General features: G+C 75.6%; 15 protein-coding genes. 4 read left to right on the top strand and 11 right to left on the bottom strand.

Going from position 1 to position 15681, the window contains the following annotated elements; genetic code table 11:
* Positions 1–89 precede the first annotated feature (89 nt).
* Both AC5K6T_RS17090 and AC5K6T_RS17085 read right to left on the bottom strand, forming a co-directional pair.
* Positions 90–1016 carry a PaaX family transcriptional regulator C-terminal domain-containing protein gene (locus tag AC5K6T_RS17090; RefSeq protein WP_493209947.1) on the bottom strand — a complete coding sequence of 309 codons (927 nt, stop codon included), beginning with the start codon at positions 1014–1016 and terminating at the stop codon, positions 90–92.
* Positions 1013–1846: a GNAT family N-acetyltransferase gene (locus AC5K6T_RS17085; protein ID WP_493209946.1), complete on the bottom strand. Its 834-nt coding sequence runs from the start codon at positions 1844–1846 to the stop codon at positions 1013–1015. Before AC5K6T_RS17085 ends, AC5K6T_RS17090 begins: the two co-directional genes overlap by 4 nt.
* Before the next feature lie 92 nt (positions 1847–1938).
* On the opposite strand from AC5K6T_RS17085, the gene AC5K6T_RS17080 reads away from it, so the two are divergent.
* Positions 1939–3006 (top strand): alpha/beta hydrolase family protein, encoded by a 1068-nt coding sequence (locus tag AC5K6T_RS17080; protein ID WP_493209944.1) that lies wholly within the window; start codon positions 1939–1941, stop codon positions 3004–3006.
* Positions 3007–3087: 81 nt separating this feature from the next.
* Here AC5K6T_RS17080 and AC5K6T_RS17075 read toward each other — a convergent pair whose 3' ends face one another.
* Complete coding sequence (locus tag AC5K6T_RS17075) at positions 3088–4278, bottom strand: GDSL-type esterase/lipase family protein (protein ID WP_493209942.1); 1191 nt, start codon at positions 4276–4278, stop codon at positions 3088–3090.
* 410 nt (positions 4279–4688) lie between these two features.
* Positions 4689–5921 carry a saccharopine dehydrogenase family protein gene (locus tag AC5K6T_RS17070; protein WP_493209940.1) on the bottom strand — a complete coding sequence of 411 codons (1233 nt, stop codon included), beginning with the start codon at positions 5919–5921 and terminating at the stop codon, positions 4689–4691.
* Between the two features lie 132 nt (positions 5922–6053).
* On the opposite strand from AC5K6T_RS17070, the gene AC5K6T_RS17065 reads away from it, so the two are divergent.
* Entirely contained in the window at positions 6054–6806 is a 753-nt protein-coding gene (locus AC5K6T_RS17065; RefSeq protein WP_493209938.1) for a TetR/AcrR family transcriptional regulator, read from the top strand.
* Positions 6807–6818: 12 nt separating this feature from the next.
* On the opposite strand, the gene AC5K6T_RS17060 is transcribed toward AC5K6T_RS17065, so the two are convergent.
* The 7 genes from AC5K6T_RS17060 to AC5K6T_RS17030 form a co-directional block, all read right to left on the bottom strand.
* Positions 6819–7469, bottom strand: coding sequence for a LamG domain-containing protein (locus tag AC5K6T_RS17060; RefSeq protein WP_493209936.1), 651 nt, complete (start codon positions 7467–7469; stop codon positions 6819–6821).
* 381 nt (positions 7470–7850) lie between these two features.
* Positions 7851–9077 carry a cytochrome P450 family protein gene (locus AC5K6T_RS17055; protein WP_493209934.1) on the bottom strand — a complete coding sequence of 409 codons (1227 nt, stop codon included), beginning with the start codon at positions 9075–9077 and terminating at the stop codon, positions 7851–7853.
* The gene (locus tag AC5K6T_RS17050) at positions 9074–10297 is read right to left on the bottom strand and encodes a cytochrome P450 (protein ID WP_493209933.1); all 1224 of its coding nucleotides are present in this window, start codon (positions 10295–10297) and stop codon (positions 9074–9076) included. The genes AC5K6T_RS17055 and AC5K6T_RS17050 overlap by 4 nt, the downstream gene beginning before the upstream one ends.
* Complete coding sequence (locus tag AC5K6T_RS17045; protein WP_493209931.1) at positions 10294–10920, bottom strand: GTP-binding protein; 627 nt, start codon at positions 10918–10920, stop codon at positions 10294–10296. Before AC5K6T_RS17045 ends, AC5K6T_RS17050 begins: the two co-directional genes overlap by 4 nt.
* On the bottom strand, positions 10901–11248 hold the full coding sequence (locus AC5K6T_RS17040; RefSeq protein ID WP_493209929.1) for a DUF742 domain-containing protein: 348 nt from the start codon (positions 11246–11248) through the stop codon (positions 10901–10903). Before AC5K6T_RS17040 ends, AC5K6T_RS17045 begins: the two co-directional genes overlap by 20 nt.
* Entirely contained in the window at positions 11245–11652 is a 408-nt protein-coding gene (locus AC5K6T_RS17035; protein WP_493209928.1) for a roadblock/LC7 domain-containing protein, read from the bottom strand. The genes AC5K6T_RS17040 and AC5K6T_RS17035 overlap by 4 nt, the downstream gene beginning before the upstream one ends.
* Entirely contained in the window at positions 11649–13319 is a 1671-nt protein-coding gene (locus tag AC5K6T_RS17030) for an ATP-binding protein (RefSeq protein WP_493209926.1), read from the bottom strand. The genes AC5K6T_RS17035 and AC5K6T_RS17030 overlap by 4 nt, the downstream gene beginning before the upstream one ends.
* Before the next feature lie 886 nt (positions 13320–14205).
* Here AC5K6T_RS17030 and AC5K6T_RS17025 point away from each other — a divergent pair.
* Both AC5K6T_RS17025 and AC5K6T_RS17020 read left to right on the top strand, forming a co-directional pair.
* On the top strand, positions 14206–14418 hold the full coding sequence (locus AC5K6T_RS17025; protein ID WP_493209924.1) for a hypothetical protein: 213 nt from the start codon (positions 14206–14208) through the stop codon (positions 14416–14418).
* A 221-nt stretch (positions 14419–14639) separates the two neighbouring features.
* Positions 14640–15470: a hypothetical protein gene (locus AC5K6T_RS17020; protein WP_493209922.1), complete on the top strand. Its 831-nt coding sequence runs from the start codon at positions 14640–14642 to the stop codon at positions 15468–15470.
* The last annotated feature ends 211 nt before the right edge of the window (positions 15471–15681 follow it).

Here is a 15681-nt window from a genome sequence, read left to right as displayed (position 1 = left end):
GACCAGGGTCGACAGCCGACGCCTTCCACGGGCCGTCACCGCGCCCGCGGGAGCTTCCGGCGGCGGTGCGCAGCCGAAGGGGCCGGCGGTCAGCCGCCGGTCCCGGGCGGCAGGGCGTCGCCGTACAGCGCGAACAGACGCAGGCCGGGGGAGGACCCGGACGAGCCGGCCGGGCCGGGGCCGCCGGTGCGGCCCGGTGCGGCGAGGACCCGCCAGCAGTCCGCCGCGAGGCGGCGGGCGCGGCTGCCGGGCCAGGGGGAGGGGAGCAGCTCCGGCGGCAGCAGCGGGTCGGGCTCCATCGCCGTGGTGAACAGGGCGGCCAGCTCGACGGCAGCGGTGAGCCGCTCGGCGTCCGGGGGAGCGGGGCCGTCGCCGAGCCGGGCGAGCAGCCGCTCGGCGAAGCCGGCCAGCTGCTCGTGCCGTGCGGCGATGTCCGGCAGCGGCCACAGCGCCGCGGCCAGCTCCCGTGGCCCGGAGGCGCTGCCGACGCGCAGGTCGGTGGTGGTCAGGCGGCTGAGGGAGTGAAGCACCCCGAGCCGGGCCGCGTGGGCCTCGACGAGTGGGGCGACCGGGTTGGCGGTCACGTACAGGCCGCTCTGCACGGGGGCGGCGCCCAGGTGCAGGAGCGCCTCGCGCAGGGCGTCGCGGGCGGCGCGGCGCGCCTCGGGGACGGCGAAGGCGAAGAGGTGCCAGGTGCCGTCCCAGGGGGCGAGCCCGGCGTCCTGCCGGTAGGCGTGCCGTACGAAGGCGGCGTCGGGGACCGGCCCGCCGGTCACGTCGGCCACCGCCCGCAGGGTGGCCCGGCGGCCGCGGCCCTCCTGGGTGAACCGGCCGTCGGCGACCAGCCGTCTGACGCAGAGCCGGACCTGCTGGTCGGTCATGCCGAGCAGGCCGGCGACGGTGTAGAGCTGGCCCGCGTCGACGGTGCCGTCCTCGCGGACCAGGGCGTGCACCAGCAGCCGTGTCGGGATGCCGGGCCGCTCCGTGCGCTCGCCGGCGGGGCCGGGGCGGCTCATCGCGCCTCTCCCCGCCGCGCCGCGTCCGGCAGCGGCCCCGCGTCGTCCGGCAGGGCGTCCGCGTCCTCCCGCAGAGCCTCGCCCTCGTCCGGTTCCGGGCCGCCCGCCCGGGCCCACGGCCCCGGGCCGGCGGCCTCTTCCGGACGGCGCAGGTCGGCCGGGCCGACCGGCCGGTCCATGGTGGTCACGGCACCGAACCCCATCAGGCGGCGCAGGTACGGCGTCCGCTCGGTGCGCCCGGCGACGAACCCGTGCCGCTCGTACAGGGCGCGGGCGCGCGGGTTGACGTCGATGACGTCCAGCCGCACCCGACGGCAGCCGCTCTCGGCGGCGACGGCCGCGATCTCCCGCAGCAGGCGGCTGCCGATACCGGACCCGCGGTGCGCCTCCGCGACGGCGATGCCGTCCATGACGAGCTCGCCCTCGGCGGGCGTGCGCTCGAACAGGGCGAGCACCGCCAGCCTCGGCAGACCGCGGAGCATCCCGTAGGTGTCCAGCACGTCCCGCACGCTCCCGCCGGTCAGGGCGCGGCCGCCGAGCTGGTAGCCGGCCACGCCGACGACACGGCCGCCGGCGACGGCGGTGACGGCCCGGTCGTGCTGGAGATGGGCGGCGAGGAACGCGCGCCCGGTGTCGGGCGGGTCGAGCGCCGGGGCGAGCTTGCGTCCGAAGGCCTCCCAGTACAGCGCCGCCACCTGCGCCTCGCCGCCGCGCGGGACACCTCTGCGGATCACCGGTACGGCGTCCGCCGGGGCCGCGGCCCCGCCTGTGCCCGCACCCCGGTCCGCTTCCTCGCCCGGGCCCCTGTTCGCGTCCCTGCTCGCGTCCACCGCGGTCCCTCCTCCGTCGACGTCCCTTGCACTATCGACCCTACTACGTTCATTATCGAAACGAGCGTTATCGGTTCGTACGTTTGTGGGGGATGGACATGCTCGTGAAGCGCCTGGTGCCGAGGAGGCGCCGATGGCGGTGGACGGCCGGTGTGCTGGCGGCCGTGCTGGTGCTGGTCTGTGCGGCCGGCGGGGTGGCGGTGTGGCAGAACACCTACGCGCTGCGGGAGGAGAGCGTGACGCTGCGCCACGACGGCGCACTGCTGCGCGGAGTGCTCGCCCGGCCCGCACACGGACGGGGCCCGTTCGGGCTGGTGGTCTTCGTGCACGGGGACGGACCCGTCGACGCCACGCACGACACGTACTACCGGCCGCTGTGGGAGTCCTTCGCCCGCGCCGGCTACGCCTCGCTGTCCTTCAGCAAGCCCGGGGTCGGCGGCTCGCAGGGCGACTGGCTGGAACAGAGCATGAGCGACCGGGCGGGGGAGACCCTGGCTGCCGTGCGGTGGGCGCGCACCCTGCCGGACATCGACGGCGACCGGATCGGACTGTGGGGGGCGAGCCAGGCCGGCTGGGTGCTGCCCAAGGCCGCGGCACAAGACCCCCGGCTGCGGTTCGTCATCGCGGTCTCCCCGGCCGTCAACTGGCTTCGCCAGGGCCGCTACAACCTGCTGGCCGAACTGCGGGCCCGGGGCGCGGGAGCACCGGAGCGCGAGGAGGCGCTGCGCCGTCGGCGGACCGGCCTGGACCTGCTGGAGCGCGGCGCGTCCTACGCGGAGTACCGTGCCGCGACCGGGGACCGGGACCCCATGACCGCCGGGCGGTGGGCGTTCGCCGCCCGCAACTTCCGTGCGGACGCCACCGCCGATCTGCGGGCCATGCGGGGCACCCCGGTCCTGCTGGTGCTCGCCGGGCACGACCTGAACGTGAACGTGGCGGAGACCGAGTCCGCCTACCGCGCCCTGCTCCCGGCCGGATCGCTGCGCGTGGCGCGGTACCCGCACGCCACGCACTCGCTCGTCGGGTACGACGTGGAGCGCTCCGCGTGGCGCCTGACCCTCACCGCGGTCTTCGCGCCCCGGCGGCTGTACACGGACGGGTTCCTGGCCGACCAGGCCCGGTACGTCGGGGAGTTCGGCCCCGCCGGGGGGCCGCGGTGACCCGCCCCGGAGCCCCGCCGTCACGGCGGCGGGGCTCCGGGGCGGGGCGGGCCGGGCCGCGCCGGGCCCGGCCCGACCGGGTCACCTGAGGGACGTGAGGTACATCCCGGCCGTGCCCGCCCCGGGCGTGTTGCGGCAGCTGTGGTGGCCGCCCGCGGGTGCGGTGTAGGCCAGGGTGAGGCAGCGGCCCAGGCCGAGCTGTCCGTAGTGGTTGGGGTGCATGGACTCCTGGACGAGGCCCTGGGTCCCGGTGGCGTCGATCCAGCGCGCCCACTCGCTGCCGGTGTCGGACGGCGGCCGGCTCGCGCTGACGAGCGTGCTGGCGGACGCGCACACCTCGCGCCCCTGGAGCATGTCCTGCAGGTCGAGGAACTCCACGCCCTTGGCGGCGGCGACCTGGCGCAGCCGGCCCGCGATCTGGGGGACGAGCTGGTCGCGGGCCCAGTCGGCGTCCTTGTCCCAGAAGGGGCAGCCCCCGGTGGTGACCCGGGACCAGCCGCTCTCGCGGTAGCGGTTCTCGGCGCCGCGCGGGATGGGCGAGGGATAGGACTGGAGGATGATCCGGTACGCCCCGGCCTGGTAGCCGGCCGCCGCCATCACCGTGCGGATCTCGTCGATGCTCCGGCCCACTCCGGCCATCGCGCCGTCCATCTTCGCGTCGACGACCGGCTGCTGGTCGTCGTGGCAGTACGAGTACCAGATGATGTAGTCCTTGGCGCACTTCTCGATGATCGAGGCGAAGCCGAGGTCGTTGCCGCCGATGGAGAGGACGACGGCCTTGACGTCGTAGGCGGTGGCGACGGCCGCGAGCCGGTCGGCCTGCGGCGCCTCGCCCTTGTACGGGCGTCCGCCGGAGACGGCCCGTACGACGTCGGCCGTGGTGGCGCCCGAGCAGGCGAGGTTCACCAGCGACTGGACCCCGGTGCCGGCGGCGCTGCTTACCTCGGCGGAGTCGGAGCGGTGGCAGCCGTTGGCGGCGGTCGCCCCGTACACGCGGGTGGGGTCGTAGGCGCTGCCGGTCCAGGCCCGGTCGGTGCCGTCGCGGCCGCCGCCGTTGGTGAGGCTGTTGCCGCGCCAGCGGCCGGCCTCGCCGGAGATGTAGCTGTCGCCGAGGGAGACGATCGCGGTGGGGCCGCTCGCCGGACCCGCTGCGGCGGGTCCGGCGGCGGTGAGGGCGGTGCCGGCCAGGGCGGCGGCGGTGAGGGCGGTCAGCGCGCGGCGGGAGACGCGTCTGCCGGTGGCGGCGGGAGCGGTGCGGGTGGTGGGGGACACGGCGAACTCCGTCGTTCGGCCAGGCAGGGAGCGGTATCCGGACAGACGTCGGACCGCACTCCCGGCAAAGTGGCGTACGGGTGAAGGGCGGGCCGCCGGCCGGTGGCAGGCAGGAATGTGGCACGCCGCCACTTGTTACCGCTAGGTAGCGAACGATGGTTTCTGGTCACGTGACCATTCTGTTTTCCGCTACTGGACGGAGCGGAAATGAGCCGGAAACCCCATGGCACCGCCGGTGCGCCGGACCCTGCCGGGGCCTCCCGCCTGCGACCGGTCCGCACGACCCTGCCCCGGATGCCGGGGCCCCCGCAACGGGCTTCCCGCGGGGCGCCGCCCGTGCCGCCCGTGCCGCCCGTGCCGTCGCGGTACGGGGCGCGGCGGCACGGGCGGCACGGGGTGCTGCGGTACGGTCAGCCCTCCTCGCGCAGGCCCCAGGGCGAGCCGTACTCCGTGAGCAGGTCCAGGAACGGGCGCGGCGGGAGGGCCTCGGGGCCGAGGACGCCGGTGCCGCTCCACACGCCGGCGGCGAGGAGTTCGAGGGCCACCACGGGGTTGACGGCGGTCTGCCACACCACGGCCTGGGAGCCGTACTCGCGCATCGACCACTCGTTGTCGACCACGTGGTACAGGTACACCTCGCGCGCGCGGCCGCCGCGGGTGCCCTTCACCCAGGTGCCCGCGCAGGTCTTGCCGGTCATCCGGTCGCCCAGCGTCGCCGGGTCGGGCAGGCAGGCGGCCACGACGTCCCGCGGCGAGACGCGGACCGGCCCGTCCTCGCCGGGCACCGTGACCCTGGCCGTGGAGTCCAGGCCCAGCTCGTGCAGGGTCTTCAGCTTGGCGATGAAGTCGTCGCCGAGACCGTACTTAAACGTCACCCGGCGCGCGTCCACCCAGCGCGGGATCAGCAGCACCTCCTCGTGCTCGACGTTCACGCACTCCACCGGCCCGATGCCCTCCGGGAAGTCGAAGACCTCGGGCTCGCTGAACGGCGCCGTGGTGGACCAGCCGCGGTCCCGGTCGTAGACCACCGGCGGGTTGAGGCACTCCTCGATCGTCGTCCAGATGCTGAACGAGGGCGCGAAGTCGTGGCCGGAGACGGTCAGGTTCGCGCCGTCGCGGATGCCGATCTCCTCGATCTCGTCGAACAGCTCGTCCGCGGCGTACCGGGCGAACACGTCCGACAGACCGGGCTCCACGCCCATCCCCACCAGGGCCAGGCGCCCCGACCCGGCCCAGCGGTCCGCCAGCGCGAACTGCTCGTCACCGAGCTTGACGCCGCACTCCTCGTACGGGCGCGAGGCGTGCGGCACGGACAGCGACATCGCCATGTCGAGGTAGTGGGCCCCGCTCTCCAGCGCCGCCTCGAACAGCGGCATCACGAACCTCGGGTCGGTGGCGTTGACCAGGACGTCGCAGTCGTGCTCGGCGAGCATCCGGCGCACCGCCGCCCGGTCCGAGGCGTCCAGGCGCCCGGCCACGAAGCGGCCGCCGCCCTCCTTGCGCTCCTCCAGCGCGGCCACGGCGGCCTCCGCTCGGGACAGGTCGTAGTCGGCCACCACCATGCGGGTCAGGAAGTCCCTGCGGGCCGCGATCCGGGTGACGGCCGTCCCGACCCCGCCCGCGCCGACGAGAAGTACGCGCATATCGGACACCTCTTCTGTTCCGGGGAGGCCGGTGCCTCCGGGTGACCTCGATGGAACGGGACGCCGGACGATAAGGTCAACCACGTTGGCATAAGAGTCGCCGCGGGCCGCGGCGGCGGTGAGGAGGCCCGGATGCCGAAGAAGGTGGTGCCGGAGGGGGCACGCCGCAGGAGACGGCCGACCCGGCAGGGCGTCGTGCTGTCCGAGGAGCTCATCGTGGCCACCGCGCTGCGACTGCTGCGCGAGCACGGCGGCACCGGACTGACCGCGCGGCGCCTCGGCCTCGCGCTGGGCGCCGACCCGAGCACCCTCTACCGCTACTTCGCCGGAATGGACGACCTGACCCGGGCGATCGGCGACGAGCTGATGGGCCGCGCCCTCCGCGGCTGGACGGCGACCGGAGACTGGCGCACGGACCTGCGCGGCCTCGGACGGGCCATCCACGCCTCCTACCTGGCGCACCCGCAGGCGGCCGTGCTCACCGCGAGCCGGGTCACCGGCCGGCCCCGCGAGATCGCCGTGGACGAGACGATCCTCGGCATCCTGCGCGGTACGGGCCTGCCGGACGACGCCGTGGTCCGCGTCTACCACACCTTCATCGACCAGAGCCTGGCCTTCGCCGCCCTCGACGCGGGCGCGCTGGCGCTGACCGAGGAGGCGCGCACCGGCGACGAGGACGTGTGGGCGACCACGTACGCCCGACTGCCCGCCGAGACGCACCCGCACATCGCGGCCACCGCCCGGCTGCTCACCGACCGCATGCCGCACAGCGCGTACCCCGCCGCACTCGACATGCTGCTGGACCACACCGCCGCGCACATCGCCGCACTCGGCGCCGGCCCGGCGCCACGCACGCAGGGCCCGGCCACCGGGACGGCTCCCTGACGGGGGCCCGCCTCAGGGGCGCCGGACGACGAGGCTCTCCACCCGGTACGACAGCTCGGTCGCGCCGGGCTCGGGCCGCGGATGGTAGCGGCCCGCGCAGACCGACAGGTTGACGATGAGGTAGGCCCGCCAGCGGGACCCCACGCCGCGGCCGTCCGCGAACACCGGCCTGCCGTTCAGCCACCAGATCACGGTGAACCGGCCGAAGGTGACACTCAGGTCGATGACGGCTCCGGGACGGACCGCGCCGTCGCGGACGTAGCGTCCGCTGCGGCGCACATGGTTGGTGAACTCCAGCAGATCGGGGTTGTCGGGGTGGTACTCGAACACGTCGACCTCGTTGCCCCCGTCCCGCCACGTCCAGATGGCGGGCCAGGCGCCCAGCCCGGCCGGCAGCCGCACCCGCGCGTAGAGCCGGTCCCCGGCCCGCAGGGTGAACGCGTCGGCGCTGCCCTCGGTGGTGAGCAGTCCGGTGTCCCACAGCCCGTCCGCACGCCGCGTGGCCCGGAACGTGCCGGTGCGGCTGTGGCCGGGGTCCGCGGTGAGGTGATCGAGCTTGTCGTCCCCGGGATTGACGGGGCCGCCGTCCGGATAGGCCCAGGAGTGCCCCGCGACCCACTGGGTGGTGGAAGTGAAATCGGCGTCGAAGACGACCTCGCTCACCTACTGGCCCCTTCTGCCGCGCGCCGGAACCGCCTGGCTCTGTCATCCCCCCGTCCGGGCCCGGCATGCGGCCCCGGCCGGCACGGAGCGCACTTTCACCCGATCGGGTGAGAAATCGGGTGAGAGGGGAGGCCGGACGGTTCCGCGGCCCGGCGTCGCAGGCACCGGAGGCCCCGCTCGTGGCCGTCCGGCCCGGGGCGCCGGAGCCCGTTCGCGGCCCCGCGCCGTCCGCTCCCGCGGGAGGCCGGGACGGCCGCGCCGGAGCGGACCGCCCGGCCGTACCGGCCTCCCGGCCCCGGGCGGGGTACGGACCGTCCGCCCCACGGGCGACGGCGGACCATCGGGGGGGGGCGGTGCGGCGGCCGCCCGGTGCCGGGCCCGTCAGGGCGTGAGCCGCACCGGCAGCTCGTACAGGTCGTTCTGGGTGACCACCGGCTTGTTGCGCAGCTCGGCGGCGGGTACCGCGAGGTCCAGGTCCGGGAACCGGGCGTACAGCGCGGGCAGGGCCACGCCGGCCTCCAGCCGGGACAGCGCCGCGCCCGGGCACACGTGCGGGCCGTGCCCGAACGAGATGTGCCGGGTGCCGGCCTCGCGGGTGACGTCGAAGTCTCCGGCCGACGGCCCGTGGGCCAGCTCGTCGCGGCCTATCGCGCCGTACGACACGATCAGCGCGTCCCCCGCGGGGATCACCCCGTCGCCCACCGGGACGTCCTCGGTCGCGAACCGGATCAGCACGTGCGAGGTCGGGGTGGACCAGCGCAGTGTCTCCTCGACCACCGCGGGCCAGGGCACCTCGCCGGACAGCACCAGCGCCCGCTGGTCGGGGTGCGTGGAGAGGTTCACGACGGCGTTCACGATCAGGGAGATCGTGGTCTCGTGCCCGGCGGCGATCATCAGCTGGAGCGTGGAGACGATCTCCTCGTCGGTGAGGCGGTCGCCGCCCTCGGAGGCCTGGACGAGGGCACTGGTCAGGTCGTCGCCCGGCGCCTCCCGCTTCGCCGCGACGGTCTCGGCCATGATGGCGGCGAGTTCGGTCAGGGTGGCGACGACCTCCCCGGGCGGTGTCTGTGTGGAGAAGAACTTCTCGAAGAGCACCTGCAGCCGGGGCAGCCGGCCCTCGTCCATGCCCATCAGGTCCGCCACCACGTACATGGGCAGCGGGTAGGCGAAGGCCGCCTTGAGGTCGACGACGCCGCCGTCCTCCGGCAGGGCGTCCAGCAGGCCCTCGGTGAGTTCGGTGATGCGGGCGCGCATCTCCTCCACCCGGCGGGGGGTGAGGGCCTGCGCGACGAGGGTGCGCAGCCGGCGGTGGTCGGCGCCGTCCACGGTCAGCATCGAGCGGCCCGGGTTGGCCAGGCCGATCAGCGGCCAGTCCGGCGGGATCTCCCCGCGCTGCCAGGCGGTCCACCGGTTGATGTCCTTGACCAGCCGGGGATCCGTCAGCAGGGCCTTCGCCTCGGCGTGGCGGGTGACCGCCCACACCGGGACACCGCCGGGCAGCTCGACCGCGGCCAGGGGCCCGGCGGCCCGCAGCTTCGCGCTCTCGCCGTCCAGGTCACCGACGAAGGGGTCCAGGGGGATCCGCGCGTCCGCGGTGCCGGTCGTCATGGTCGGTTGCCTCCCAGGGCAGGGGTGGGTGTGAACCGCACGGGCAGTCGGGTCAGGCCGCGCAGCCAGGGCGAGGGCCGGCGGGTCAGCGCGTCGGCCGGGACCGCCAGGTCGACGTCGGGGAGGCGGTCCAGCACGACCTCGATCGCCGTCCGGGCGATCACCTCGGCGATCTCCTGCGCCGGGAACGGGCATCGGTGCTCGCCGTGACCGAACGCGAAGTGCGCGCTGTTGCCGCCGGTCAGCGCGGAGGCGTCGGTGCGCACCTGGGGGTCGGAGTTGGCGGCCTGCAGGCCGAGCAGGACGAGATCGCCGGCCCGGATGTGGCGTCCGCCGAGCCGGGCGTCGCGGGTGGCCCAGCGCCCGGCGACGTTCTGGGTGGGGGTGTCCTCCCACAGCACCTCGTTCATCGCCTCGGCCACGCTGTGCCGGCCGCCGAACAGGGACGCCGCGAACCGGTCGTCGGTGAGCATCAGACGCAGCGAGTTGCCGATCCAGTCGGCCGTCGGCTGGTGGCCGGCGGCCGTCATGACCATCAGGTCCTGGATGATCTCCTCCTGGCTGAAGCCGCCGGGGTCGGCCAGCATGCGGGAGACCACGTCGTCGCCGGGTGCCGCGGAGCGCTCGGCGACCAGGGCGGCCATGGACGCGGCGAGGTGCCGCTGTCCGTCCAGCGCCCGCTCACGGCCGTCGATCATGTCGTTGAGGGCGGTGACGAGGCCGGCGCTCTCGTCGTCGGAGAAGCCGTACAGCCGGGCCAGCACGCGCACCGGGAGCAGCATCGCGTACTGTCCGACGAGGTCGGCCGAGCCGACGGCGCACACGGCGTCGATCAACTCGTCGGCGAACTGCTCGGACAGACGCCGCAGCAGCGACGGCCGCACCTGCTCCAGCGCCTTGCCGATCATTCCGGCCCGCTGGTGGTGCCGTTCGCCGACGGTGTAGAGGACGGACGGCTGGTCCCGGCCGATCATCGGCAGCAGCGGCCAGTCGTCGGGGATGGCGTCCCACTGGTTCCACCGGGCCGAGTCCCGGCTGTACAGGCCCGGGTCCCCGGTGACCTGGTGCAGTTCGCGGTAGCCCAGCACCAGCCAGGCCGGTACGCCGCCGTCCAGCAGGACGGGTGCGACGGGTCCGTGGTCGCGGCGGATCTCCCGGTACAGCTGGGCCGGCTCGGTCTGGAACCGGGGGCCGCTGAGCGGGACGGCTTCGGGGGTCACACGGTCTCCTGCAGGGACGAGGCGGTACGGGCGGCCCGGTCGGCGAGCCCCTCCCGGATGTGCTGGACCAGGGCGATCAGCACCTGCTTGCTGGACTCCCGGGAGCGGGCGTCGCAGGTGACGACCGGCACCGCGGGCGCGAGGTCGAGCGCCTCGCGGACCTCCGGCTCGGAGTGCCGGGGCCCGCCGAAGTCGTTGCAGGCGACGATGAACGGGGTGCCGTGCGCCTCCAGCCGGTCGATGGCGTACCAGGAGTCCTCGATGCGCCGGGCGTCGAGGAGGACGACGGCGCCCAGCGTGCCGGTGAACAGGCGGTCCCACAGGAACCAGAACCGCTCCTGCCCCGGCGCACCGAACAGGTACAGCACGTTGCGGGCGTCGAGGGTGATGCGGCCGAAGTCGAAGGCGACCGTCGTCGCCGTCTTGCCGCCCACGCCCGTCAGGTCGTCGACCGCCGCGCCGGCCTGGGTCATCGTCTCCTCGGTGTTGAGGGGACGGATCTCGCTGACGGAGCGGACCATGGTCGTCTTGCCGACGCCGAACCCGCCCACCACGACGATCTTCAGTCCGTTGTCGGCGGAGGCACCCAGCGGGGTGCGCGCGTCAGAGGCTGCGGAGTCCAACGAGCACCTGCTCCAGGAGTTCGGGATCGGGAAGAGGGGACACACGCGGGTGGCGGGCGCTGACGCGGCCCGCGGCGAACAGGTCGGACAGCAGGATCCTGGTGATGCTGACCGGCAGCCCCAGCTCCGCGGCGATCTCCACCACGGCCGTCGGCGCCTGCGCCATCCGCAGGATCGCCGCGTGCTCGGACGGCATCCCCGGGGCCGGTTCGCTCTCCGCGACCACCAGGGTGACCAGGTCGAAGGGGCTGTCCGGACCGGAGCTGCTGCGGCCCCCGGTGAGGGTGTAGAGGCGGTCGGGAGCGTCGTCCCTGCCGGGTCGCCTCATGAGGTGCGCGGCGGGGCCGTCAGGTACTCGCCCAGCTGTTCCACCAGTTCGCTCATGTTGTGGCCCACCAGGCCCGGTTCGGCGTCCTCGGCGGTGACCACGGCGAGATGGGCGCCCGCACCGGCCTCGACGATGAACAGCGTGCCGCCGTAGAACTCCGTCATCGACGTGCGCACCCCGCCACTGCCGTCGCCGAACTCGACCGACGCGCCGTGCGACAGCGACTGGATCCCGGCCGCGATCGCCGCGAGCTGGTCCGCCTGGTCGACCGTCAGCTCGCTGGTGCGGCAGAGCTTGAGCCCGTCGCGGGAGAGCACGAGGGCGTGCCGCGTGCCCGGGGTGCGCTCGAGGAGCCCTTGGATGAGCCAGGTGAGCTTCTCGTCGACGGTGGTCGTGCCGGTCATGAGGTGGGGTCGCCTTCCGGGTAGGAACGGGCCGGTCCGTCGGGGGACGGCGCGCCGGGCCGGGTGCGCGCGTCGGGGCCGTCGGCCGGTGCGGGGGAGCGGTGGTGGTTGTCGCGGTCGTCGGACGCCGCATCCGGCCGGGGGCCGGCGCCGGGTCCGTCGGGCGGGGCCGGCCGCGGATGGCTGCCGGTGGTCTCGGTGGCGGAGCCCGCCGGACGCACCGCGCGGCGGAAGTCTCCGAAGCGGGCCGCCCCGGCCCGGAGGTCGCCGGCGGAGGCGGGGCGGGGGCCGTCGTCGCGGGCGCGGGAGCGCTCGGCGGCGGCCAGGGTGTGGCCGCGGCGGCGCTTGGGCAGCCGGCCCGGCGAGGGCTCGGCCGGTCCGGCCGGTTTGGCTGGTCCGGCCGGGTCCTGCCCGGCCCGGCCGTGCGCGGTCCGCGGCGCCGCCGGCGGGTTCTGCCCGGCCCGCCCGGACTCCGCGGGGCCGGCGGCGGGCGGCCGGGTGTCCGGGGCGGGCCGTACGGCGGCCGCCGCCGGAGCCTGGGCGAGGATGCTCTGCGGGAGGAGGACGAGCACGCCGGTGCCGCCGCGGGCGGAGGGCCGGAAGGAGACCTTCAGACCGTGCTTGCGGGCGAGCCGGCCGACGACGGCCAGACCCAGCCGGGTGCCGGTGAGGCCGCCGAGTTCGGACGTCTCCCCGGCGACTGCCCGCTCCGCCCGGCGCAGCTGCACCTCGCTCATGACCAGCCCGCTGTCCTCGACGGAGACGATGACGCCGGTCGGCACCTCCTCGACGTAGACGTGCACTTCGGCACTGGGCGGCGAGAAGGTGGCCGCGTTGTCCATGAGTTCGGCCAGCGCGTGCATGACGCCCTCCGCGGCGTGGCCGACGACCGCCGCCCCGCTCACAGCGTGCAGCCGCACCCGCTGGTAGCCGCTGATCCGGCCCATCGCGCCGCGCAGCACGGACTCCATGGGGATGGGGCGGGCCCAACGGCGCCCGGAGCGCGCGCCGGTGAGGACCGCGACGGAGTCGGCGAGACGGCCGGCCTGTGCGGTGCGGTGGTCCAGGTGCAGCAGGTCGGCCAGCACGTCCTCGTCGCTGTGCCGCTCCTCCATCGCGCGCAGGTCCGCCAGGGTGCCGGTGGCGAGCGCCTGCATCCGGGCGGCGGCGTTCGCGGTCGCGGAGATCGCCGCGGCCCGGTCGGCGGCGGCCCGGTCGGCCTCGGCGGCGAGCCGCCGCACGTCCTGCTCCAGCCGCTCGCGCTCGGCCCGCCCCTCCTGCCGGAGCCGCTCCCGCTCCCGGTCGAACTCGCCTGCCAGCAAGGCCCGCTGGTGCTCCGCCTGCTGCGCCTGGTGCTCCTGCCGGCGACGCCACTGCACGCCGAGCGCCTCGCGCTCCGCGGCCAGCCGGGCCGCCTCGGCGCCGAGCACGTCGGCCCGGGTCCGGGCGGTCCGGGCGGCCCGCAGTCCGTGCGCGGCGACCGTGACGGCCGCGCACAGCAGGGCGGCGCCGATGCCTCCGCCCCAGGCGAGCGGGGTGCGCGCGGACTGCGGTGCGGCGGACACCGTCCAGGCGACCAGGAGGGCCGACACGGCCGCGGCCGCCGACGCGGTCAGGAGCAGGGGTCGTAGGGCGGGTCGGTCGCCGGAACTGGCGTGCGCGGTCATCAGTCAGGTCCTCGGGCAGCCGCAGCGATGCGGCCTCGATGTGGTCCGGGAAGGCACGGGCGAACTACGGGAGAGCAGGAGAGGGCGCGAGAGCCCGGGAAGGCAGGGTGGAAGAGGGCACAGAATGCACGGTGTTGTCCGGGCGGTTGTCGGAGCTGATCAATTGACAGTCACTATACGAGAGTTCATGTCCAAAGGTGCCGGGAACCGGAGGCCGCCGGTCACGAAGCGCTCGGACACCCGCCTCGTGTGTGTGAACTGCCGGACGAGAAGGGCCGGTTCGGCCGTCCACCGCACCCCGGACCGCGCGGCGCCGCGCGGCCGTGGCAGTACTTCCGGTCCCGCCGTCCTCGCCGTGGCCGAGCGCCGAGCGCGTCGGCGGTCCGGGTGGCCCGCCAGGCCTCGGCCCCGGCGTCCTCCGCCTGCCGGTGCCGCCACACGGCCGTACCGCCGAGCGCGGCGACGGCCGCGCGGCACGCGGCGAGCGCCCACCGCGGCAGCGGCCGGCCGTGCAGCCAGGACCGTTGCAGCCCGGACCGTTGCAGCCCGGACCGTGCAGTCCGGGCCGGGTCGGGCCCGGCGGGGCGGTCCTGCCGCACCCTGCCGATGCGCCGCGGTACCGGGGCGCGCAGGGCGGGCGGGGGCGCGGTTCGCGACGGCGGGCCCCGGGCGGGCCGCGGTCGCCGAGGACTCGGCCGGCTCCCGGGCGCAGGGGGCGCCTCCGGCCGGACGGCGCTCGAAGGCGGTGCGTCATCCGTTCCCGCCGGGACCGCGGATCGGTCGCGGCGCCGGGAGGCCGGGAGCGACCCGTCCCGCGCGCCCGGCGGGCCACGCGGTCGGCCCACCCACCGGGCAGTCCGCGCGTCGCGGCGGCAGGCTGGCCACCATGACCACAGAGCATCCCGTCGTCGTGTACGCGCCCGGTGAGGACGGCGGCCGGCGCGTACGGGTCGGAGACCGGTTCGTGGGCATCGCCTACGGCGTGCTCGACATCGCCGCCTTCCTGCAGGAGGCCGGGCTGCAGGACTGGGACGAGATGGACGTCGCCCGCTCGGCGCTGATCGACTGGCGGGGCGGGGGGCCGGAAGTCTGGGTATGACGTCCGGGACACCGTCCCCGACACCCTCCGGGAGGCGCGGGAGGCGCGGGAGGCGCGGGAGGCGCGGGAGGCGCGGGAGGCGCGGGGAGCACGGGAAGCACGGGAAGGACGTCCCGGCACGGCCGACGCCTCGGACGCGTCCGACGCCGGGGACGGCCGTGCCCCCGCCGCCCGGCGTGTGCCTCCCGTCCGCCGCGGGCGGGGACCGCTAGCGTGCGGGCATGGCACTCGGCCTGCTCCTCGCGCTCTGCGCGTCCGCCCTGATGGGAACGGCGACGGTCTTCCAGGCCCTCGGCGCCCGGGCCGTCGCCGCAGGAGGACCCGGCGCGGCCGTGCGGGCCACCTGGCAGTGGCCGTTCCTGGTCGGGATCGTCCTCGACACCCTCGGGTTCGGCTGTGAACTGCTCGCCCTGCACTCGGTGCCGCTGTTCCTGGTGGAGGCGGCGGTCGCGGGGTCCCTGGCGGTGACGGCGGTGGGCGCCGCGCTCGTGCTGCACGTGCGGCTGCACCGGCCCGAGTGGGCGGCGGTGGGCGCGGTGTGCTGCGGCCTCGCGCTGATGGCGCTGGCCGCGGGACGGGAGGAGGGCGGGGACGGCGACCTGACGATGCGGATGGCGGTGCTCGCGGGCTCGGTCGCGCTCGTCGTGGTGGGCCGGGTGGTGAGCAGCGGCTCCGGCGGCATCCCTCACCGGGCTGCCGTACTGGGCGCCCTGGCGGGACTGAGTTTCGGCCTGGTGGCGATCGCCGCCCGGCTGCTGCCGGACCTGGCCGTGCCCGGGATCCTCGCCGATCCCGCCGCGTACGCCGTGGTCCTGTCCGGGCTCTCCGGCTACCTCCTGCTGGTGGAGGCCCTTCAGGCGGGCTCGGTCACCGCCGCGACCGCCGCCATGGTCATGGGCGAGACCCTCTTTCCCGCCGCCTACGGCGTCATCTTTCTGGGCGACAGCACCCGGCACGGTCTCGCCTGGCTGGCGGTGGCCGGCTTCGCGCTGTCCATCACCGGCGCCCTGGCCCTCGCCCGGTTCGGCGAAGCGGAGCAGTCTCCCGCGTGATCCGGTCCCGACCCGCACCGGGCGTGCTCTGCGCGGCCGCCCGCCGCGGGGCGCGGGCGGGCGTCCTGCCGGGCCCGCACACCGGCGAACGCGGGTGCCGGCCGGGCAGCACCACTCCGGCCGGCCGCTCGACCGCGGCGTCCGCGCCGACCGGTACCGGCCCGCGGCGAAGCACGCCGGACCGGCACGGTGGACCGGCACGGTGGACGCA

This window comes from Streptomyces sp. B8-7, assembly GCF_058833805.1.
Note: the sequence above shows the minus strand (reverse complement) of the source record. Positions and strands in the feature narration are given on the sequence as shown.

What these genes read in the sequence shown, in the direction of transcription:
- AC5K6T_RS17040 (WP_493209929.1), bottom strand. Translation starts at nt 11,248, where the DNA reads ATGAGGCGACCCGGCAGGGACGACGCTCCCGACCGCCTCTACACCCTC.
- AC5K6T_RS17025 (WP_493209924.1), top strand. Translation starts at nt 14,206, where the DNA reads ATGACCACAGAGCATCCCGTCGTCGTGTACGCGCCCGGTGAGGACGGC.
- AC5K6T_RS17080 (WP_493209944.1), top strand. Translation starts at nt 1,939, where the DNA reads ATGGACATGCTCGTGAAGCGCCTGGTGCCGAGGAGGCGCCGATGGCGG.
- AC5K6T_RS17090 (WP_493209947.1), bottom strand. Translation starts at nt 1,016, where the DNA reads ATGAGCCGCCCCGGCCCCGCCGGCGAGCGCACGGAGCGGCCCGGCATC.
- AC5K6T_RS17065 (WP_493209938.1), top strand. Translation starts at nt 6,054, where the DNA reads ATGCCGAAGAAGGTGGTGCCGGAGGGGGCACGCCGCAGGAGACGGCCG.
- AC5K6T_RS17030 (WP_493209926.1), bottom strand. Translation starts at nt 13,319, where the DNA reads ATGACCGCGCACGCCAGTTCCGGCGACCGACCCGCCCTACGACCCCTG.
- AC5K6T_RS17055 (WP_493209934.1), bottom strand. Translation starts at nt 9,077, where the DNA reads ATGACGACCGGCACCGCGGACGCGCGGATCCCCCTGGACCCCTTCGTC.
- AC5K6T_RS17070 (WP_493209940.1), bottom strand. Translation starts at nt 5,921, where the DNA reads ATGCGCGTACTTCTCGTCGGCGCGGGCGGGGTCGGGACGGCCGTCACC.
- AC5K6T_RS17020 (WP_493209922.1), top strand. Translation starts at nt 14,640, where the DNA reads ATGGCACTCGGCCTGCTCCTCGCGCTCTGCGCGTCCGCCCTGATGGGA.
- AC5K6T_RS17035 (WP_493209928.1), bottom strand. Translation starts at nt 11,652, where the DNA reads ATGACCGGCACGACCACCGTCGACGAGAAGCTCACCTGGCTCATCCAA.